Genomic DNA, 20,838 nt, shown 5'->3' with positions numbered 1-20,838 from the left:
ATCAAGATCAGGTGGCGGCCACGCCGGATCCCGGCGGACGCACACTGGAGATAACGACGCCCGGCCCCGGGATATTTCTGCCGCCACTGTGGTGCTCCCCGCCTGCGCCGCCACTCTCCGCTGCGTGCAGGAGGGGATCGGCCGCTGGGCCGGTCCCCTCCTGTCCGGTTCCGCTAGACCGTGTCAGTGCCTGGTCACGACGATCGGGCCACGCAACCGCCCAGGGCGATCTGTCCGTCGATGGCCGCGATCTGGTTCTGGACACTGCCCAGCTGGCCCTGGAGATCGGTCACGATCTTCTTCTGGGCGCCGATGGAATCCTTGCTGGCCCCCTTTCTCGCCTGCAAGGCGGCGAGCGTGGCGTTGGCATCGGTCAACTTCGTGTCCAGTGCGGTCAGCTGCGACTGGAGTTCCTTCAGCTTGGTTTCGGTGGCGCTGATCTCACCGTTCAGCGCGTCAAGCTGCGTCAGCAGCGGGGCGACCCGGGTCTGCAGGTCGAGAATTTCACGTTCCTTGGCCGCAACCTGCCCGTTCAGCGCGGTGACCTCGGCCACGAGGGTGTCAAGCTGGGCGTTCAGTGCTGCGATCTCTGCCTGCTTGGCGCTCACCGCCGCGGCGGCGTCCTGCAGGGCCGTTGTCAGGGCCGGCAGTTGGGACTGCAGCCCGGCCAGCTCGGATGCCTTGGCCGTCGCGGCCGCCTGCGCTGCAGTGAGGGTGGAGTTGGCGGCCGCAAGCTCGCCCTTCAACTTCTCGAGCACGAGCTTCTGCGCAGCGATCGCGTCCTGGCTCTCCGCAACGTTGCTTGTGAGCGTCGGCACGGCTGCCTCCAGGGCTGCCACGATCTGCTCCTGCGCCGCGACCGCGCGGGTGGCAGTGGCCGCAGCGGCCTCCAATGCGGGGATTTGCCCCTGAAGAGCAGCGAGTTCGGCCTGCTTGTCGGCCACGGCCGCGTCGGCCCCTGTTACGGCCGACTGGAGCGTCGGGATCTGCGCCTTCAGTGCCGCGATCTCGCTCTGCTTGAGGGCGACGGCGTCATTGGCGGCGGTCAGGGATGCCTGGAGCGGGGCGACCTGCTGCTGCAGCGCGCTGCTTTCCTGCTGTTTCGCCAGCAGTTGCGCGTTGAGGTCGCTTACCGCTTTCTGGAGGGTGGCCAGGTCTCCCTGGTAGCCGGCAATGGTGGCGGTCTTGGCGCTGATCTGGCTGTTGATTGTGGTGAGCTCGCCCTGCTTGAGGTCCCGCAGGTCGATCAGGTCACGCTTTTGCTTCGAGTTGCCCTTGATAGCGTCAATCTGGGCTGTGAGCGCTGCAATCTCGGCTTCCCGGGTTGCCTTGGTGGCCTGCAGCGCGGCAAGTTCATTCTGCGCGGTGGTCAGCTGGGCCCGCTTGGCCGTAATCTCGGCGTTCTTCGCCGCGATCTGCTGCTCCAGCGACGCGATCTCGGCGTTCAGTGCAGCGATCTTGTTGCTGTTGGCGGTGACGGCGGCTGCGGCGCTGCGAGCGGTGGCCTGCAAAGTTGTGAGCTCTGCCTGGGCCGTGGTGATCTCGGCGTTCTTCGCGGCAAGCGCGTCCGTGGCGGCCCGGGCATCGGCCTGCAGCGACGCGAGTTCGCCCTGGGCCGCCGCGATCGCGGCGTTTTTGGCCGCGACGGCGTCTTCGGCCGCGGTGGCCTCACCCTGGAGGCCGGCGAGGGTGGCTTTTGCGGCGCTGACCTTGGCAAGTTGTGCATCAAGTTCGGCCTGGGCTGCAGTTCCCGCCGCCTCAAGGCTCTGCAGTTCCGACTCGGCATCGGCCACGGCAGTCCCGGCAGTCACCACTGCCGCCGCGGCGGTAGCGGCCGCGGCGTTCAGGGCCGTGAGTTCGGCTTCGGCCGCGGCAATCTCCGCGTTCTTGCCGGCCAACGCTGCCTCCGCTGCACTTGCCGCCGCCGCCAGCGTCTCCTTCTCGCTAAGCGCCACGCTGAGCTGGGTGTTGGTCGCACCGATCTGGGCATCGACCGCGGCGGCGCGGCTCTTCAACTGATCCGCGGCGGCTACGGCCAGCGCTTCTTCCTCCTGCAGGGGTGCCAGCTGGTTCGCGGCCGTTGCCTTCTCCGCCTCAAGACCGGCCAGGGTCCCCTTCAAATCGGTCACCGCTGCGTCGACCCTGGACCGTTCAGCCTCCAGCGAGGCAAGGTTATCCTGCGCCGCCCTAATTTGGCCGTCAAGAGCCAGTTCGGCCGCGTCGAGGGCGGCGATAGACGCCGTTGTCGCATCGAGCTGCGCCTTAACGGCCGCGGCGCTGGCCTGCAGGGCGGAGCGTTCGGCCTGCAGCCGGGCGATGATGTCGGCGTTCTTCTTCGCCGAGGCTTTGAGCAGGTTCTCCTGGACGGTGCCCCGGTGTGCCAGCTGGTTGACCACCCCGTTGCAGACGCCGTCGACGGCTCCGGTGGCGGCAGTCGCCTGCGGGGCAAACAGCAGCATGCTGGTCAGCACGCCCGGGACGAGGACGGCGGCAGCAAGCCGGCGGGTGAGGACAGAGTGGTGCGAACGGTTGAGCATTGAGACCCCCAGAGACACGGCAAATGAGACACAGCAAATGAGACACAGCAAATGCGGCCGATTGTGGCCGCATCCTTAAACCCCGATGCTATGCGTGGATATACGCGCGGAGCGGGGTCGTTTCCACTCGACTTTTCAATGGATCTACGTGTCTTTTACCCCCGTGTACTCGCTTTTCCGCGGGCGACTACTTGGTCCGGCCTTTCGGCCCGGAACCGGGCGGAAAAACGTACGGTTTCCGTGCGGTCGGGGAGACGAATAGCTGCAGTCCGGGCGCTTTCCCGTCCCGGCCCGCATCCTGTGCAAACGGCGGCGCCAGCGGGGTGAACGGAATACTCAGCAGGCTTAGGGGGTTGCCACGCTTATGAGCCACGACAACTCACAGCATCCGGAACCATTGGCAACGATTGAGCTTAAGGACCTGGGAACCGTGCACCGCCTGGGCTTCGGCGCCATGCGCATCGTCGGCGACGGCGTCTGGGGTGAACCCGCCGACCGGGACGCGGCCGTCGCGGTCGTCCGCCGCGCCGTAGAACTTGGCGTCGACTTCATCGACACCGCCGATTCCTACGGCCCCAACATCAGCGAGGAGATCCTCGCCGAGGCGCTGCACCCCTACCGGGACGGCCTGAAAATCGCCACCAAGGTCGGGTTCACCCGCACCGGCCCGAATGAATGGGTGCCGCTGGGCCGCCCCGAGTACCTGCGCCAGCAAACCGAGCTGAGCCTGCGCAAGCTCAAGGTGGAGGCGCTGGACCTGCTGCAGCTGCACCGGATTGATCCGAAGGTTGATCCGGAGGAGCAGTTCAGCGTGCTCCGCGACCTCCAGAAGGAAGGCAAGGTCAAGGCGCTGGGGTTGTCCCAGGTCAGTGTGGCCGAGCTTGAGCTGGCAGGGCGCTACTTCACCGTTTCGACCGTGCAGAACCGCTACAACCTGACGGACCGTAGCTCCGAGGATGTCCTGGGCTACGCCGAGGAGAACGGGATCGGCTTCATCCCGTGGGCCTCGATCTCGGCCGGCGAACTTGTCCGGCCCGGCGGCCCGCTCGCCGAGGCCGCCACCCGGCTGGGCGCCACCACCTCGCAGGTGGCCCTCGCCTGGCTGCTGCGCCGCTCCCCCGCCATGATGCCGATCCCCGGCACCGGGTCCGTCACGCACCTTGAAGAGAACCTGGCCGCCAGCGGCGTCGTCCTCGATGACGCCACCTTCGCCGAGCTCGAAGCCTCACGCTAACCCCACCCCCATCACCACCCCCGTGGTCGGCATTTACGCCGGCAGAACAGGAGCACACAAATGGCTAACATCCTTATGGTCGTATCCGCCGCAGATTCCCTCACCATGCGCGACGGCAGCAAGCACCCCACCGGCTACTGGGCCGAGGAACTCGTCGTCTCACACCAGACCCTGCGCGGTGCCGGGCACACCGTCCACATCGCAACCCCCGGCGGCGCCAAGCCCACGGTTGACGAGGTCAGCCTCGCGGCGGAATCCGCCGGCGGCCAGGACCGCGCCGACGCTTTCCGCGCGTACCTTTCCGACATCGACGCCGAGCTTTCGGCCCCGCTGGTGCTGGCCGACGTCGAGCTCGCCGGCTACGACGCGATCGTGATGCCCGGCGGCCACGGGCCCATGGCAGACCTGTTCGAGGACGCGGACCTCGGCCGGCTGCTGGTCGAGGCCAACACAGCCGGCAAGGTCATCGCGCCGTTCTGCCACGGCCCCGCCGGCCTGCTGAGCGCCGTCGACGACGCCGGCAACTTCGCCTTCGCAGGGCGCCGCCTCACCGTCTTTACGAACGAAGAGGAACTCGGCGGCGGCACCGGGGAGAACACGCCCTGGTTCGTCGAGGACGTGCTGAAGGAGAAAGGCTCCGTCGTCGAAAACGGTGCGGCCTGGAGCTCCAACGTGGTCCGCGAAGGCAACCTCATCAGCGGGCAGAACCCGCAGTCCAGCGAGGACGTGGCGCAGGAGGTCCTCAAGGCTCTCGCCGGATAGGTCCCGACGGGCCGCCGAAAATAAACATCGGCGGAGGCCGGGTCCGGGCTTCCGGACCCGGCTAAGCTAGCGGCATGGCCATCAAATCCACAGCAGACAAAGTCGCCACCATCCAGAAGGGTTACACCCTGGAGGGGCCCACGATCGAGCTGGGAGCCGCGATCGTCGACGGCGAACTCCACAAGGACGCCCCCGTCAGGCTGCCCCTGTCGATGATGAACCGGCACGGACTGGTGGCCGGCGCGACCGGCACCGGCAAGACCGTCACGCTGCACATGATGGCCGAGCAACTCTCCACCGCCGGCGTCCCGGTGTTCCTCGCGGACATCAAGGGCGACCTCTCCGGCCTCGCCACGGCCGCCACCGGCTCGGAGAAGCTGAAGGCCCGCACCGACAGCATCGGCCAGGCCTGGGCCGGCAAGACATTCCCGGTTGAGTTCCTGGCCCTCGGCGGCGACGGCGCCGGCATCCCGGTCCGGTCCACCATTACATCCTTCGGCCCCATCCTGCTCTCCCGCGTGATGGAGCTCAACGAGACCCAGGAGTCCAGCCTGCAGCTGGTCTTCCACTTCGCGGACAAAAACAACCTCGAGCTGATCGATCTCAAGGACCTGCGGGCGGTCATCCAGTTCCTGACCTCGGACGAGGGCAAGGACGAACTTGAGAACCTGGGCGGCCTCTCCAAGTCCACCGCCGGCGTCATCCTGCGAGAACTGATCACCCTCGAGGCGCAGGGGATGGAAAAGTTCTTCGGCGAACCGGAGTTCGACACCGCCGAACTGCTGCGGACCGCCCCCGACGGCCGCGGCGTCGTGAGCTGCCTGGAACTGCCGACGCTGCAGACCAAGCCGATGCTGTTCTCCACCTTCCTGATGTGGCTGCTGGCCGACCTGTTCGAGGACCTGCCAGAGGCGGGCGACCTGGACAAGCCGAAACTCGTGTTCTTCCTGGACGAGGCACACCTGCTGTTCAATGACGCCTCCAAGGCCTTCCTGGACGCGATCACCACCACGGTCCGGTTGATCCGTTCCAAGGGTGTAGGCATTTTCTTCGTGACGCAGACACCGAAGGATGTTCCGGCGGAGGTCCTGGGCCAGCTGGCCAACCGGGTCCAGCACGCCCTGCGCGCTTTCACCCCGGAGGACGCCAAGGCCCTCAAGGCGACGGTGTCCACCTTCCCGATGAGTGACTACGACCTCGAGGAGACCCTCACCTCGGCCGGAATCGGCGAGGCCGTCATCACCGTGATGAACGAGAAGGGCGCACCGACCCCGGTGGCCCTGACCCGGCTGCGTGCCCCGGAGTCCGTCATGGGCCCGAGCGATGACGCGCTGATTGGCAGCACGGTGGCTGGGTCCGTCCTGCTCGCCAAGTACGGCACGGCCGTGGACAACGTCTCCGCCTACGAAAAGCTGACCGGCCGGGCGGCGTCGCCGACCGGCGCAGCTGCCGGCGGCTCCACGGCACAACCGCCCACGGGCTCCGGGGCCGGCTTGGACCCCAACGCCGTCGACGCGGATGCCCGCCGGATCGAGGAAGAAATCCTCGGCCGCCCCAGCAGCCGTCCCGCCCCGGCGCCCGAACCGGAACGCGCACCGCAGCGGCGCGCCCCGCAGCCGCAGGACTCCGGTGGAGGAATGGCCGGAGATCTCGCCGGGGCCCTGGGCGGGGCCCTCGGCGGCGGCCTCAAAAGCATGGCACGCTCGCTGGGCACGCAGATCGGCCGGGAACTGCTCCGCGGAGTCTTCGGAACCGCATCCCGGCGCCGCCGCCGCTAGACGCGTCACCGCCTGATCGTCCGGCGGTAATGGTGCACGTCACACGTGACTCCTGTGACACGTGTATTCAGTGGGCGTGCAGGTAACGTAAGAGACGTGCAGATGAGTCAGGCGTTGGTCAGGATTGCAGCCGGGTGGCTGATGGGCCTGATGCTCGCCGTGGCCGGCGCCGTCGTCGCCATCAATCTCGTAAACAACTCCCTTGCCAGCCCGCAGCAGCCGGTCCGCGAGTATCTGGACGCCCTGCAAAAGGGTGAAGGCGGGAAAGCGCTGGGCCTGCTGCACGCCACCGTGCCGCAAAGCAACCCCGCCATGTTGGACGGAGCCGCGTTAAAGACCGCTGCCGCGCGGATCTCCGGGGTCAAATTCGGCGACGCCGAGGACCGCGGCGGGAACCAGGTTATGGTCCCGATCGACTACTCCATCAACGGCACCCAGCTGCACACCGAGTTCCTGCTGCAACGTTCCGGTACCCAGTGGCTGTTCTTCCACGACTGGTCCTTTGTCCCGGCGGAACTGCCGACCCTGAACGTCACCGTGGTGAACTCGAACCAGGCCACGCTTAACGGGGTTCCCGTGAACATGCCCAACGGCCGCAACACCTTCGCAGTGTTCTACCCGGGCGAGTACGAGGCGTCCCTGAACGGACAGTTCTTCGCGGCTCCCGCGACCCGGGCAACCCTCGCCGGCCGGGACAATCCCCCGGCACCGCTGAACCTGCTGACCCAGGCCACCGACGGCCTTAAGGACGCGGTCGGCGCCAAGGTCAAGCAGTTCCTCGACGACTGTGCCGACCAGGCGGACAAGAAGCAGCAGCTGCAGCCGGACTGCCCGTTCTACCACACCACCAATAACCGGGTGGCGGACGGAACCATCGACTGGAGCATCACCGACTATCCCGTCGTCAAGATCGAGCCCTTCGGCGGCCGCTGGGTAGTGGCGCCGCTGGACGGCAAGGCCCGGATCAAGGCGCGGCAGACAGACCTCTTCACCGGCGCCGTCACCGAGCTCAACGCGGTCCACGACTTCAGCTTCACCACCCGCCTGGACATCGACGGCGACACAGTGAAGCTCACGCCGCAGCTAAGCAACTAGGCGTCGGTTGGCTCAGCCTCAGTCCATGCCGCGCAGGTCCAGGACCAGCTCGTTGTCCCCGTCGGCCTGCAGCGCCACCGGGATGCCCCAGTCCTGCTGGTAGAGGTGGCAGGCCGCGTGGTCCGGGATTTCGCCGTCGTCGGTTTCCGGTCCGTCGCAGGCTGCGGCGCGGGCGGTAATGTGCAGCACGCCTTCGGGGACGTCGGAGGAGAGCTCCAGGGTGCGGAGCAGCCCCACCGAGGTTCCGCCCCCGGCCACCAGCAGTTCCGGCGGAGTGGAGGAGATCTTCAGCTGCGTCGGGTCGCCCCAGCGGTCGTCGAGCTTCTGCCCGGTCGGGGCGGTGAAACGGACCGCCAGCGACAGCAGCCCTGGTGCCACCGGGCTCTTGGGGCGGTGCGTCTGCACGGCACCCTCGTCGACCTGTTGCGCTTCCTTGGGGATCGGCACGTAGACGAGCTGATGCTTGTTCGCCTCGACGACCACCAGCAGCGGTTCGGCGCCGGCCACGTGCGTGTGGTCCACAATGACGTCCGAGGGTTCGGACAGCCCGCGCGCGAGCGTGGAGACCGTCCCGGTGGCGGGGTCGTAGCGGCGCACGGCACCGTTGTAGGTGTCGGCGATCGCCACGGAGCCGTCCGGCAACACCGTCACGCCCAGCGGGTGCTGAAGCCGGGCCTCGGCCGCCGGGCCGTCCCGGAAGCCGAAGTCGAACAATCCCTTGCCCACGGCGGATTCCACCGTGATGGCACCATCATCGGCGATGACGAGCTTGCGCAGCGCCGAGGTCTCGGAGTCAGCGACCCAGATGTTCCCCTCCGCATCCTCGGCCAGGCCGGAGGACTGGGCGAACCAGGCTTCGGCGCCCGGGCCGTCGAGCAGGCCCTCCAGTCCGTTGCCTGCGATGATGGACACCGCCCCCGTGACCGGGTCGAAGCTGAAGATCTGGTGCACCCCGGCCATGGCCACCACGACGGCGTTGAGCTTGCTGGACCACACGACGTCCCAGGGGGAGCTCAGCGAGACCTGCAGCGGATCGGCCTCGAGCCGGGCACCGTACGCGGCGCCTTCCTCGTCCACCCGGGCCGGGCCGGTCTCAAGGAGCCGCTGCACCCCGTTGCCGGCAAGAGTGGTGGTGGTGCCGTCCGCGAGGGAGAGCCCGCGCAGCCGGTGGTTGACCGAGTCGGCAACCACGACGTCGTAGCCGGCCTTCGCTGCCACGTCCTCGGGCAGCAGCACCAGGCCCTGCGGCTCGTTGAAGCGCGCGTCCGCGGCGCCGCCGTCGGCGTGGCCCTTCTCGCCCGAACCGTAGGTACCCAGCACCGTCTCGAAGTCGGTGGCCAGTTCCACCAGCCGGTGGTGGCCGGTGTCGGTGACCAGCCAGGTTCCGGCCGGGTCCTCCTGCCCAACCTCGTCCGCGGCGACGGAACGGCCACGGCCGGCCGGCAGGTACAGGGCCTTGCCCGGGAACCGGAGTGTGCCCGACGTCGGCTCCGGCGCCACGTAGGGCCCGTCGCCGCGGTGCAGGGTGCCCTTGGCCTCGTGTTCTGCGATCAGTTCGGGGATAAGCACGGCCAGGCCGTCCGCGTGGCCCTCGCCGGAGAGGTGCGCCACGATGTAGCCCTCGGGGTCGATGACCACAAGGGTGGGCCAGGCGCGGGCGGTGTAGGCCTTCCAGGTCTCCAGTTCCGGGTCGTCCAGGACGGGATGGCGGATTTCGTAGCGTTCGACGGCGGCGGCCAGCGCCACCGGGTCCGCTTCGTGCTCGAACTTGGGCGAGTGCACGCCGACGGTCACAAGGACGTCGGAGTATTGCTGCTCGAGCGGGCGGAGTTCATCCAGGACGTGCAGGCAGTTGATGCAGCAGAAGGTCCAGAAGTCGAGCAGCACAATTTTGCCGCGGAGGGATTCGAGGTCCAGGGATTTGCCGCCGGTGTTCAGCCAGCCGCGGCCTACGAGTTCGGAGGCCCGGACCCGGAGGTGGGTGCGTACGGTTTCGCTCATCAGCGTCCTTCCAGCTTTGAATTGCGCTCTGCCAGCTTCGCGTCGCGTTCGGCGAGCTTGGCAAACATATCGTTGTAAGCGGTGAGATCGGCGTCGTTATTCCTGTCTGCCGCGCGGTCGGTGCGCTTGGACTCTCGGGCGTCGGAGCGGGACCACATAACGGCGACGCCGATCGCCACGAGCAGGGTGGGCACTTCGCCGATCCCCCACGCCACCGCGCCGCCCATCTGCTGGTCCAGCAGGGCCGAGGGACCCCAGGTGCGGCCCAGGTTCCCGAAGTAGTCGGCGGCGAGCAGGCCGGTGCCTCCCATGATCGCGACGCCGAAGAACGCGTGGAAGCCCATGGTGGCCAGCAACAGCAGCAGCCGCATCGGGTACGGCGCCCGCCGGGGCAGGGGGTCCGTGCCGATCATGGTCAGCACAAAGATGTAGCCGGTCAGCGCGAAGTGCAGGTTCATCAGTTCGTGGCCCACGTGGTCGCGCATTGCGTAGCCGAAGGCGTCCGAGTAGTAGAACAGCACAATCGACCCGGCGAAGTTGGCCGCGGCGAACAGCGGGTGCGTGACGAGTTGCGAGAACTTCGAGTGCACAAAGACCAGCAGCCATTCCCGCGGCCCACGGGAGCTGTCCCGCCGCGGAGTCAGAGCGCGCAGCGCGAGGGTGACCGGGGCGCCCAGGACCAGGAAGATCGGTGCCACCATGGTCAGCGCCATATGGTCGACCATGTGCGCCGAGAACAGCACCCGGCCGTAGACCGACGGCGGCCCCGACGTCACGTAGGTGAGGACCGCCAGGCCGATCACCCAGTTGACGGACCGGAACCAGGACCAGGAATCGCCGCGCTGTCGGACCCTGCGGATGCCCAGGACGTAGGTCACCAGGCCAAAGACGGCGACGGCGACCCACAGCCAGTCAAACCGCCATTCGGTGAGCCAGCGCTGCGGCGTCAGTTCCGGAGGCAGCTCGTAGCCGGAGAGGATGAAGGCCGGGGAGGCGTTCTGGGCGGCCGTCTCGCCCTGCGGCGGGGCGGAGCGGCCAAGGGCGACGGCGATCCCCGACGTCGCGCCCATCACCAGCAGCTCAACGAGCACCAGTTGCCAGAGCACCCGGCGGGCAGACAGGCCCGAGCCCGGGGCGCCAAGCTGCGGAATGACCCAACGGCGGTGCATGAACCCGACACCGCCCAGGACCAGGGTGGCCGACGCTTTCGCGACAATGAGCTGCCCGTAGGTCGACCCGAAGAGGTCGGCCCAGCTGCCCACGCGGATGCTCGCGTTGATCACGCCGGAGGCGAAGACCAGGGCGAAGGCGAATCCGGCCACGGCGGAGAAGCGGCGGAGGGTCGGCTCGGTGATGTCGGCCTTGCCGCCTGGAGCGGACAGGATGCCGGAGAGCAGCGTCAGCACGATGATGCCGCCCAGCCAGGCCGAGACACCCACCAGGTGGAGGCCCAGGGAGTTGATGGCGCCCTCATGGTCGCTGGAGCTGGAGGAGTGCCCGATCAGCGCCGCCGGGGCCAGTCCCGCCAGCGACAGGATCAGGGTGAGCGCCAGGGCGCCGCGCGAGCGGACGCCGAACAGCGCGGTGGTGACCACGGCGGCGATAATAACGACGGTCAGCCAGGCCCGCCCGGTCTCAATGTCGGTCATGAAGTAGACGAGGGACCTGGTGAATTCAGGATCCCCCGAGATCGCCTGGCCCGCGATATCGGAGTAGCTCAGAACCAGTACCGCGACGGCGGAGAGGGTCCAGGCAACGCCGGCTGCGGCGGCGACGGCCAGGACGCGGGTGAACGCCGGATGTTCCGGGGCGTCACTGTCCCTGGAACGCGCACAGTTGAGATTTCTGGGCAGGATCCCGACGGCGAAAATCAGGCCGCCGATCACCGTGGCAAGGGCTGCGTTGTGGACGGCCTTGCTGACCGGGAGACCCCAGCGGACCAGCGCTCCGGGGTCCGAGACCGCGCGGGCACCCGCCGCACCGGAGAAGAGCAGCGCAGCCGCCAGTCCCACGAACACAGCGGCCAGGCCGGCGAGCTGCCAGGGCCGGCTAATCCCCCGAACCCCGGCACCGGAGCCAGACACTCCCCCGCTCGGGGAAGGCGCTGCTGTAGTTCGGGGTTTTGCTGGGGAAGGCACAACTCCATTGTCCGCTACGGCCGCCCGCGCACCGAATCCTGGCGGCAGGAGTTAACGCAAAGGAGCGGCAACCCGCAGGTTGCCGCTCCTTTCAAGCGCTCGAAGAAGACTACTTCTTCTTGGCGACAGCAGCCTTCAGCTTGGAGCCGGCGGTCAGCTTGACGCTGTGGCCAGCGGCAATCTGGATGGTCTCGCCGGTCTGCGGGTTGCGGCCGGTGCGGGCTGCACGGTCGGTGCGCTCGACGGCGAGCCAGCCGGGGATGGTGATCTTTTCGCCCGCGGCGACAGAGGTCTCGAAAACCTCGAACAGTGCATCGAGCACGGAGTTGACGGCTGCCTGGCTGGTGCCGGCCTTGCCAGCTACCTCTGCAACAAGTTCACTACGGTTCTTAGCCATTTATGTCCTCCTGGACGGTTCTAATTTCTGAAGCCTGCACGCGGCATGCGTGTAAGCCACTCTTCGAAAACTTACCAGCTTGCCGCCGCCAAGGTGGCAAATTCCGCGTGTTTTCGCCCTTTTTTGGGAAAATTTCCGGGTTTCGAGGGCCTTGGGCGCCGCTTTTCAGCCATCAGCGGACGCGCCAACCGCCGACCGGGTGCCGGCAACGGAAGCGGTTCCTCCGCGGCGGCCGCGCCACAGCTTCCAGGCGCGACGGTGGTGGGGGTTTGGTGGGTAAAGGGGGAGAGCCTCCAACCTGGTGGTTGGAGGCTCTCGACCTAATGGTTGTCCGGCGGTGACCTACTCTCCCACACCCTCCCGGGTGCAGTACCATCGGCGCTGTGGGTCTTAGCTTCCGGGTTCGGAATGGGACCGGGCGTTTCCCCCACGCTATGACCGCCGTAACCCTGTGTCCGCGCCCCTGGCCGGGGCCTGGGGTGGGAAATCTGTGGTTACAACTTGTGGTGTTGTATTCAGTTGTTTTGGTTCCGTTAGCAACGTGCCCGTGGCGGGTTTGTTGTTTGGGAACCACATAGTGGACGCAAGCGTATCTTGTTTCTTTGTACCCTTCCCGTGGTGCGAACCCCTTTTGATGTTGGTTCGCGGGGAGGGGTGTGTGGTGTAAGTTATCGGCCTATTAGTACCGGTCAGCTTCACGAGTCGTTAGTCCTCGCTTCCACATCCGGCCTATCAACCCAGTGGTCTGGCTGGGGGCCTCTCACACGCAAGGTGTATGGAAATCTCATCTCGAAGCGAGCTTCCCGCTTAGATGCTTTCAGCGGTTATCCCATCCGAACGTAGCTAATCAGCGGTGCACTTGGCAGTACAACTGACACACCAGAGGTTCGTCCGTCCCGGTCCTCTCGTACTAAGGACAGCCCTTCTCAAATTTCCTGCGCGCGCAGCGGATAGGGACCGAACTGTCTCACGACGTTCTAAACCCAGCTCGCGTACCGCTTTAATGGGCGAACAGCCCAACCCTTGGGACCTACTCCAGCCCCAGGATGCGACGAGCCGACATCGAGGTGCCAAACCATGCCGTCGATATGGACTCTTGGGCAAGATCAGCCTGTTATCCCCGAGGTACCTTTTATCCGTTGAGCGACGGCCATTCCACAATGTACCGCCGGATCACTAGTCCCGACTTTCGTCCCTGCTCGAGATGTCTCTCTCACAGTCAAGCTCCCTTGTGCACTTACACTCGACACCTGATTGCCAACCAGGCTGAGGGAACCTTTGGGCGCCTCCGTTACTTTTTAGGAGGCAACCGCCCCAGTTAAACTACCCATCAGGCACTGTCCCTGACCCGGATTACGGGCCGAAGTTAGATGTCCAAAGTGACCAGAGTGGTATTTCAACGATGACTCCACCCGAACTGGCGTCCGGGCTTCAACGTCTCCCACCTATCCTACACAAGCCACTCCGAACACCAATACCAAACTATAGTAAAGGTCTCGGGGTCTTTCCGTCCTGCTGCGCGTAACGAGCATCTTTACTCGTACTGCAATTTCGCCGAGTTTATGGTTGAGACAGCGGGGAAGTCGTTACTCCATTCGTGCAGGTCGGAACTTACCCGACAAGGAATTTCGCTACCTTAGGATGGTTATAGTTACCACCGCCGTTTACTGGGGCTTAAATTCTCAGCTTCGCCTTGCGGCTAACCGGTCCTCTTAACCTTCCAGCACCGGGCAGGAGTCAGTCCGTATACATCGTCTTGCGACTTCGCACGGACCTGTGTTTTTAGTAAACAGTCGCTTCCCCCTGGTCTCTGCGGCCCCTGCACGCTCCGGACAGCCAGTGTCCATCACGATAGGGGCCCCCCTTCTCCCGAAGTTACGGGGGCATTTTGCCGAGTTCCTTAACCATAATTCTCTCGATCGCCTTAGTATTCTCTACCTGATCACCTGTGTCGGTTTGGGGTACGGGCGGCTAAAACCTCGCGTCGATGCTTTTCTAGGCAGCATAGGATCACCGAATCCCCCCATACGGGGGTCCCGTCGGGTCTCAGGCATCATGAACGGCGGATTTGCCTACCGTTCGCCCTACATCCTTAGACCGGGACAACCATCGCCCGGCTCGGCTACCTTCCTGCGTCACACCTGTTAATACGCTTGCCTCCCAGGATCAGGTCCCGCGCTCCACCAAAACCCTTCCATCCAAAGGACGGTCGGGCAGGTCTCGGGCGGTTAGTATCCCCTGTTCAGCATGGGCGGTTTTTCGCCGGTACGGGAATATCAACCCGTTGTCCATCGACTACGCCTGTCGGCCTCGCCTTAGGTCCCGACTTACCCAGGGCAGATTAGCTTGACCCTGGAACCCTTGATCATTCGGCGGACGGGTTTCTCACCCGTCTTTCGCTACTCATGCCTGCATTCTCACTCGTGTAGGCTCCACCGCTGGTTTCCACCGCGACTTCACTGCCCACACGACGCTCCCCTACCCATCCAGACGCCTGAACCACAAGGGCTTAGCTAATATCTGAATGCCACAACTTCGGCGGTGTACTTGAGCCCCGCTACATTGTCGGCGCGGAATCACTTGACCAGTGAGCTATTACGCACTCTTTTAAGGATGGCTGCTTCTAAGCCAACCTCCTGGTTGTCTTCGCAACTCCACATCCTTTCCCACTTAGCACACGCTTAGGGGCCTTAGTTGGTGGTCTGGGCTGTTTCCCTCTCGACTATGAAGCTTATCCCCCACAGTCTCACTGCTGCGCTCTCACTTACCGGCATTCGGAGTTTGGCTGACGTCAGTAACCTTGTAGGGCCCATTAGCCATCCAGTAGCTCTACCTCCGGTAAGAAACACGCAACGCTGCACCTAAATGCATTTCGGGGAGAACCAGCTATCACGAAGTTTGATTGGCCTTTCACCCCTACCCACAGCTCATCCCCTCCATTTTCAACTGAAGTGGGTTCGGTCCTCCACGACGTCTTACCGTCGCTTCAACCTGGCCATGGGTAGATCACTTCGCTTCGGGTCTAGATCACGCCACTGCAACGCCCTGTTCAGACTCGCTTTCGCTACGGCTTCCCCACACGGGTTAACCTCGCGACGTAACACTAACTCGCAGGCTCATTCTTCAAAAGGCACGCCGTCACAACTACAAGGCTGCTCCGACGGATTGTAAGCACACGGTTTCAGGTACTGTTTCACTCCCCTCCCGGGGTACTTTTCACCTTTCCCTCACGGTACTGGTCCGCTATCGGTCATTAGGGAGTATTTAGGCTTATCAGGTGGTCCTGACAGATTCGCACGGGATTTCTCGGGCCCCGTGCTACTTGGGATACTTCCCAGGCGGCACACAACATTTCGGTTACGGGGCTCACACCCTCTCTGGCCGGCCTTTCAAGACCGTTCACCTATGCACATGCTCTCACCCCACTGTCCCGGCAGAGACAGAACGGAAAGTCCCACAACCCCGACCATGCAACGCCCGCCGGCTATCACACATGGAACGGTTTAGCCTGATCCGCGTTCGCTCGCCACTACTAACGGAATCACTATTGTTTTCTCTTCCTGCGGGTACTGAGATGTTTCACTTCCCCGCGTTCCCTCCACGCACCCTATGTGTTCAGATGCGGGTCACCAGATCACTCGCGCGTCTGGCGGGGTTTCCCCATTCGGACACCCTGGGATCACAGTCCGGTTATCGACTCCCCCAGGCTTATCGCAGATTCCTACGTCCTTCTTCGGCTCCTAATGCCAAGGCATCCACCGTGTGCTCTTAAAAACTTGACCACAAAAGATCAAGGAGTAATTTCGAGAGAACCACGAAACCAACCACACCCAACAACACCACCCCAAAAGGAGTGACACCATCACGCGCAGCCAGATCCAGGTTCATAATTCTTGGAAATTGCTTCTTATAAAAGATGCTCGCGTCCACTATGTAGTTCTCAAACAACAACCCCGTACCACACACCCCACACACTTAGGCCCCCAAAAGGACCCATACAGTGCGTGTTCGTCGCAGCCGGGAAACCAGAAACACAAGTCCCGGGGTCACCCCCGGTCCTGTTGTCTCAGGACCCAACAGTGTGCCAAACACTAAACCGCCCGTACCCTCAAACACCGTTCCAGGAACCACACAAGGGTGGTTCCGTACTGGGTGCCGGAGAAAACGCAGCGGCCGCTATTTGTTGATATTCCACCCGTGAGCACCCGCCGCAGAACAATCGTCTGCGCAACGGGCGTACTCCTGACAACACCACCACAGGACATGCGTCCGGTGATGAGCATTGTAGGTGCTCCTTAGAAAGGAGGTGATCCAGCCGCACCTTCCGGTACGGCTACCTTGTTACGACTTAGTCCCAATCGCCAGTCCCACCTTCGACAGCTCCCTCCCACAAGGGGTTAGGCCACCGGCTTCGGGTGTTACCAACTTTCGTGACTTGACGGGCGGTGTGTACAAGGCCCGGGAACGTATTCACCGCAGCGTTGCTGATCTGCGATTACTAGCGACTCCGACTTCATGGGGTCGAGTTGCAGACCCCAATCCGAACTGAGACCGGCTTTTTGGGATTAGCTCCACCTCACAGTATCGCAACCCTTTGTACCGGCCATTGTAGCATGCGTGAAGCCCAAGACATAAGGGGCATGATGATTTGACGTCGTCCCCACCTTCCTCCGAGTTGACCCCGGCAGTCTCCCATGAGTCCCCGCCATTACGCGCTGGCAACATGGAACGAGGGTTGCGCTCGTTGCGGGACTTAACCCAACATCTCACGACACGAGCTGACGACAACCATGCACCACCTGTGAACCGACCGCAAGCGGGGCACCTGTTTCCAGGTATTACCGGTTCATGTCAAGCCTTGGTAAGGTTCTTCGCGTTGCATCGAATTAATCCGCATGCTCCGCCGCTTGTGCGGGCCCCCGTCAATTCCTTTGAGTTTTAGCCTTGCGGCCGTACTCCCCAGGCGGGGCACTTAATGCGTTAGCTACGGCGCGGAAAACGTGGAATGTCCCCCACACCTAGTGCCCAACGTTTACGGCATGGACTACCAGGGTATCTAATCCTGTTCGCTCCCCATGCTTTCGCTCCTCAGCGTCAGTTAATGCCCAGAGACCTGCCTTCGCCATCGGTGTTCCTCCTGATATCTGCGCATTTCACCGCTACACCAGGAATTCCAGTCTCCCCTACATCACTCTAGTCTGCCCGTACCCACCGCAGATCCGGAGTTGAGCCCCGGACTTTCACGGCAGACGCGACAAACCGCCTACGAGCTCTTTACGCCCAATAATTCCGGATAACGCTTGCGCCCTACGTATTACCGCGGCTGCTGGCACGTAGTTAGCCGGCGCTTCTTCTGCAGGTACCGTCACTTTCGCTTCTTCCCTACTGAAAGAGGTTTACAACCCGAAGGCCGTCATCCCTCACGCGGCGTCGCTGCATCAGGCTTGCGCCCATTGTGCAATATTCCCCACTGCTGCCTCCCGTAGGAGTCTGGGCCGTGTCTCAGTCCCAGTGTGGCCGGTCACCCTCTCAGGCCGGCTACCCGTCGTCGCCTTGGTGAGCCATTACCTCACCAACAAGCTGATAGGCCGCGAGTCCATCCAAAACCACAAAAAGCTTTCCACCCCCCACCATGCGATGAGGAGTCATATCCGGTATTAGACCCAGTTTCCCAGGCTTATCCCAGAGTTAAGGGCAGGTTACTCACGTGTTACTCACCCGTTCGCCACTAATCCCCCCACAAGTGAGGTTCATCGTTCGACTTGCATGTGTTAAGCACGCCGCCAGCGTTCATCCTGAGCCAGGATCAAACTCTCCGTTGAAGTAAAACAGACACAGCATCCGCCCCCGGGAAAACGGGAACAAACACTGCACAAAATTTGAAACCAGCTAAAAACACCAAACCATCCACGGGGTGGACAATCCGGCACAATCAACCAATTCAATACAATAAATTGGTATCAACAAACTTGGCACACTATTGAGTTCTCAAACAACAGACACACCCGGCACCACCACAACCATCAATTCAGTCGAGGATCGCTCCGGAGCAACTTTTCAAAGTTACCCGGTCCCAGCCTGCGAAGCAAATCAGCGTTTCCGCGACCTACATCAGCAGACGAACCAGCCCCACCAGAATTCTCCTGGCGCCTGAGGCGACGGAAGACCTTGGTTTTGAATTATTTTTTGGGGGGGGGTTGGCCGCCTCCGGTACTCCAGCATTTCCGCTGGTCTCCCTCGTGGCGACTTAGAAAACAATACACCCAGCCGGCGGCAATCGCAAACCCGCCCCGGAGCCGTCCCTCCAGCTGCGCAATGGCCGTGAAATCCCCCGCCGGTCCGCCCAACATGGGGCCGCGCCGGGCTCCGCGCACCCGCCCGTCCCTGGCCGGCGTCGTCGATTTCCGGTGGATCCGGGCCGTAAGCTCCATCACTTCCGTCCCCCGGGCCGGTTACCATCGGGGGGTGAGGGCACAACCCCGGCGCCAGAACCCCGCTCTGCTCCATCGGCGTGTCTCCGGTCCCGCCGTGAACGGACTTTCGCACCACGAGGTCGCTGCCCGCATTGAAAGTGGCCTGGACAACCGTGTGCCCGACAAGACCAGCCGGAGCCTGTGGCAGATTTTCCGGGCCAACGTCCTGACGCTGTTCAACGCGATCGTCGGCACGAGTTTTCTGGTGCTGCTGCTCTTGGGCCGCTGGCAGGACGCGCTGTTTGGGCTGGCAGCCGCGGGCAATGCGGTAATCGGCGTGGTCCAGGAGTTCAGGGCGAAGAGATCCCTGGACCGCCTCGCCGTGCTGGACGCCCCGCGGGCGAGGGTGCTGCGCGACGGCCAGATCCTCGAGATCGCCACGGCCGAGGTCGTACGGGATGACGTCCTGGTCCTGCGCGCCGGGGACCAGGTCACCGCGGACGCTTCGGTGCTCGACGCGGCCGGGCTGGAGGCCGACGAATCCCTCCTTACCGGCGAATCGGATCCGATCGACAAGGACGCCGGCTCGGAAGTGCTTTCGGGATCCATCATCGTGGCAGGCCACGGCAAAGCCCGGGTAGTCCGGGTGGGAGCCGAGTCCTTCGCCAGCCGGCTCACGGCAGATGCGCGCCGGTTCTCGCTGGTGAACTCGGAGATCCGTAACAGCCTCAACCGTGTCCTCCGCTGGATCGCCTGGGGAATCCTGCCCGTCGCCGTCGTGGTGATCAACGGCGAACTGCAGTCACGGGGCGGCTGGCAAGACGCCCTTGCCACCGGCGCCTGGACCGGGGCCATGGTGGGCGTCATCGCCAGTGTGATTGCCATGGTTCCGCTGGGCCTCGTGCTGCTGACCAGCGTGGCGTTTGCCGTCGGCGGACTCCGGCTGGCCGGCCACAAGGTGCTCATTCAGGAGCTCGCAGCTGTGGAAGGACTCGCCCGGGTGGACATCCTGTGCATGGACAAGACCGGCACCCTGACCGAGGGGGGCCTCAAATTCGACGCCGTCCACCAGTTGACTCCCTCGCCCGACCCCGGCTGGCAGCAGGCCCTCGGTTGGTTTGCCACCGAACCCGAGGCGAACGCGACGGCCCGGAGCCTTGCCACCGCTTTTGAGGACGACGGCGGCTTCCAGTCGGTCTCCTATGTTCCGTTTTCGTCCTCCCGGAAGTGGAGCGGGGTCTCTTTCGGCGGCAGCAACGGCACAACGCCCACTTGGATTCTTGGGGCACCGGAAATGGTCCTTGCACCAGCCGGCCACGCCGGCGTCCTGGGACAGGCCGGCGAGCTGGCACGGGCGGGTCTGCGGACGCTGCTCCTGGCCGGAGCTGACGGGCTGCCGGCAGCGGGCAAGGTGGCGACGCTGCCCGCCGGACTCCGGCCCGTAGCGCTCCTGACGTTCCGGGAGCAACCCCGTTCAGACGCCCGGGAAACCCTGGAATTCTTCCGCGCCGAGGGCGTCGAGGTGAAAATCATTTCGGGTGACGATCCGCGGACCGTCGCGGCCATCGCCCGCCGGGTGGGCGTCGACGTGGCGGATGGCTTCGACGCCCGCGAGCTGCCGGAGGACCCGCAGCTGCTCGAGGAGGTCATGGGCCGCAACACGGTGTTCGGCCGGGTCAGCCCCGACCAGAAGAAGGACATGGTCACCGCTCTTCAACGGCTAGGACACACCGTGGCCATGACCGGGGACGGAGTAAACGACGCACTCGCCCTCAAGACGGCGGACCTTGGCATAGCCATGGATTCGGCCGCGCCCGCCACCAAAGCGGTGTCGCGTTTGGTCCTGCTCGACGGGCGCTTCGACCGGCTCCCGGAGGTGCTGGCGGAAGGCCGCCGGGTGATCGCAAACATCGAACGGGTCTCGAGCCTTTTTCTCAGCAAGACCGCCTATTCGATCGCCATTGCGGTGACTTTCGGGCTGATGCAGTGGCCCTTCCCGTTCCTCCCCCGCCAGCTGTCCTTCACCGACGGCCTGACGATCGGCATCCCCGCCTTCTTCCTGGCGCTTATGCCCAACGCCCGCCGGTACAAGCCAGGTTTCCTGCGCCGTTCCCTCTGGTTCTCCGTGCCGGCGGGGCTGATCGTCGCGGCCGCGCTGCTGGCGCTGAACGGGATCGCGCTCTCAGGAGGGTCGACGCCGGAGACGCTGGGCTCCGCTTCAGTCCTCACCCTCTCGGTGGTGGGGCTCTGGATCCTTGCGGTCGTGTCCCGGCCGCTCAACACAGGCCGGGTGGGGGTGCTGGCGGCGATGTGCGCTGCGCTCGTGATCCTGCTCAACCTCCCCCTGGCACAGGAGTTCTTCATCCTGTCCTGGCCGCCCGCCGGCCTGTTGCTGGCCGCTCTGGCCGCCGGCCTTGGCGGCGGTCTCGCGATTGAACTCCTGGCGTGGCTACACAGACGGAAGTTCCCCCGCTGACGAGTCC

At 64.3% G+C, this 20,838-nt stretch carries 9 protein-coding genes and 3 rRNA genes; 5 read left to right on the top strand and 7 right to left on the bottom strand.

Features of this window, described 5'->3' with window-relative positions; genetic code table 11:
* Nucleotides 1-194: 194 nt before the first annotated feature.
* Nucleotides 195-2,537, bottom strand: a complete 2,343-nt coding sequence (locus AC6I9V_RS09445; RefSeq protein ID WP_497899209.1) for a coiled-coil domain-containing protein — start codon at nt 2,535-2,537, stop codon at nt 195-197.
* Nucleotides 2,538-2,901: 364 nt separating this feature from the next.
* Here AC6I9V_RS09445 and AC6I9V_RS09440 point away from each other — a divergent pair, with 364 nt between their 5' ends.
* The 4 genes from AC6I9V_RS09440 to AC6I9V_RS09425 all read left to right on the top strand — a co-directional run bounded on the left by AC6I9V_RS09440 (nt 2,902) and on the right by AC6I9V_RS09425 (nt 7,406).
* Nucleotides 2,902-3,771 carry an aldo/keto reductase gene (locus AC6I9V_RS09440; RefSeq protein WP_497899208.1) on the top strand — a complete coding sequence of 290 codons (870 nt, stop codon included), beginning with the start codon at nt 2,902-2,904 and terminating at the stop codon, nt 3,769-3,771.
* Between the two features lie 60 nt (nt 3,772-3,831).
* Nucleotides 3,832-4,533, top strand: coding sequence for a type 1 glutamine amidotransferase domain-containing protein (locus tag AC6I9V_RS09435; protein WP_497899207.1), 702 nt, complete (start codon nt 3,832-3,834; stop codon nt 4,531-4,533).
* 74 nt (nt 4,534-4,607) lie between these two features.
* Nucleotides 4,608-6,311: a helicase HerA-like domain-containing protein gene (locus tag AC6I9V_RS09430; protein ID WP_349413933.1), complete on the top strand. Its 1,704-nt coding sequence runs from the start codon at nt 4,608-4,610 to the stop codon at nt 6,309-6,311.
* A 102-nt stretch (nt 6,312-6,413) separates the two neighbouring features.
* Nucleotides 6,414-7,406, top strand: a complete 993-nt coding sequence (locus AC6I9V_RS09425; RefSeq protein WP_349413932.1) for a hypothetical protein — start codon at nt 6,414-6,416, stop codon at nt 7,404-7,406.
* Between the two features lie 18 nt (nt 7,407-7,424).
* Here the strand turns inward: AC6I9V_RS09425 and AC6I9V_RS09420 are convergent, their stop codons facing one another.
* The 6 genes from AC6I9V_RS09420 to AC6I9V_RS09395 all read right to left on the bottom strand — a co-directional run bounded on the left by AC6I9V_RS09420 (nt 7,425) and on the right by AC6I9V_RS09395 (nt 17,764).
* The gene (locus AC6I9V_RS09420; RefSeq protein ID WP_497899206.1) at nt 7,425-9,407 is read right to left on the bottom strand and encodes an NHL domain-containing thioredoxin family protein; all 1,983 of its coding nucleotides are present in this window, start codon (nt 9,405-9,407) and stop codon (nt 7,425-7,427) included.
* Complete coding sequence (locus AC6I9V_RS09415) at nt 9,407-11,491, bottom strand: bifunctional copper resistance protein CopD/cytochrome c oxidase assembly protein (protein ID WP_497899205.1); 2,085 nt, start codon at nt 11,489-11,491, stop codon at nt 9,407-9,409. Before AC6I9V_RS09415 ends, AC6I9V_RS09420 begins: the two co-directional genes overlap by 1 nt.
* A 163-nt stretch (nt 11,492-11,654) precedes the next feature.
* Nucleotides 11,655-11,942, bottom strand: coding sequence for an HU family DNA-binding protein (locus AC6I9V_RS09410; protein WP_011776355.1), 288 nt, complete (start codon nt 11,940-11,942; stop codon nt 11,655-11,657).
* 329 nt (nt 11,943-12,271) lie between these two features.
* Nucleotides 12,272-12,388, bottom strand: a 5S ribosomal RNA gene (gene rrf / locus AC6I9V_RS09405).
* A gap of 212 nt (nt 12,389-12,600) precedes the next feature.
* Nucleotides 12,601-15,724 (bottom strand): 23S ribosomal RNA (locus AC6I9V_RS09400).
* A gap of 517 nt (nt 15,725-16,241) precedes the next feature.
* A 16S ribosomal RNA gene (locus AC6I9V_RS09395) occupies nt 16,242-17,764 on the bottom strand.
* The 16S, 23S and 5S rRNA genes sit together here, the layout of an rRNA operon.
* Nucleotides 17,765-18,470: 706 nt before the next feature.
* Here AC6I9V_RS09395 and AC6I9V_RS09390 point away from each other — a divergent pair.
* Nucleotides 18,471-20,831: an HAD-IC family P-type ATPase gene (locus tag AC6I9V_RS09390; RefSeq protein WP_497899204.1), complete on the top strand. Its 2,361-nt coding sequence runs from the start codon at nt 18,471-18,473 to the stop codon at nt 20,829-20,831.
* The last annotated feature ends 7 nt before the right edge of the window (nt 20,832-20,838 follow it).

Source organism: Arthrobacter sp. SlRoot2-15 (assembly GCF_059739345.1).
The sequence above is the reverse complement of the archived record's forward strand: the minus strand, read 5'-3'. Positions and strand labels throughout refer to the sequence as shown.

Excerpts from the sequence above, each read along its gene's own strand:
- AC6I9V_RS09445 (WP_497899209.1), bottom strand. The coding sequence starts at position 2,537 with ATGCTCAACCGTTCGCACCACTCTGTCCTCACCCGCCGGCTTGCTGCC.
- AC6I9V_RS09440 (WP_497899208.1), top strand. The coding sequence starts at position 2,902 with ATGAGCCACGACAACTCACAGCATCCGGAACCATTGGCAACGATTGAG.
- AC6I9V_RS09435 (WP_497899207.1), top strand. The coding sequence starts at position 3,832 with ATGGCTAACATCCTTATGGTCGTATCCGCCGCAGATTCCCTCACCATG.
- AC6I9V_RS09430 (WP_349413933.1), top strand. The coding sequence starts at position 4,608 with ATGGCCATCAAATCCACAGCAGACAAAGTCGCCACCATCCAGAAGGGT.
- AC6I9V_RS09425 (WP_349413932.1), top strand. The coding sequence starts at position 6,414 with ATGAGTCAGGCGTTGGTCAGGATTGCAGCCGGGTGGCTGATGGGCCTG.
- AC6I9V_RS09420 (WP_497899206.1), bottom strand. The coding sequence starts at position 9,407 with ATGAGCGAAACCGTACGCACCCACCTCCGGGTCCGGGCCTCCGAACTC.
- AC6I9V_RS09410 (WP_011776355.1), bottom strand. The coding sequence starts at position 11,942 with ATGGCTAAGAACCGTAGTGAACTTGTTGCAGAGGTAGCTGGCAAGGCC.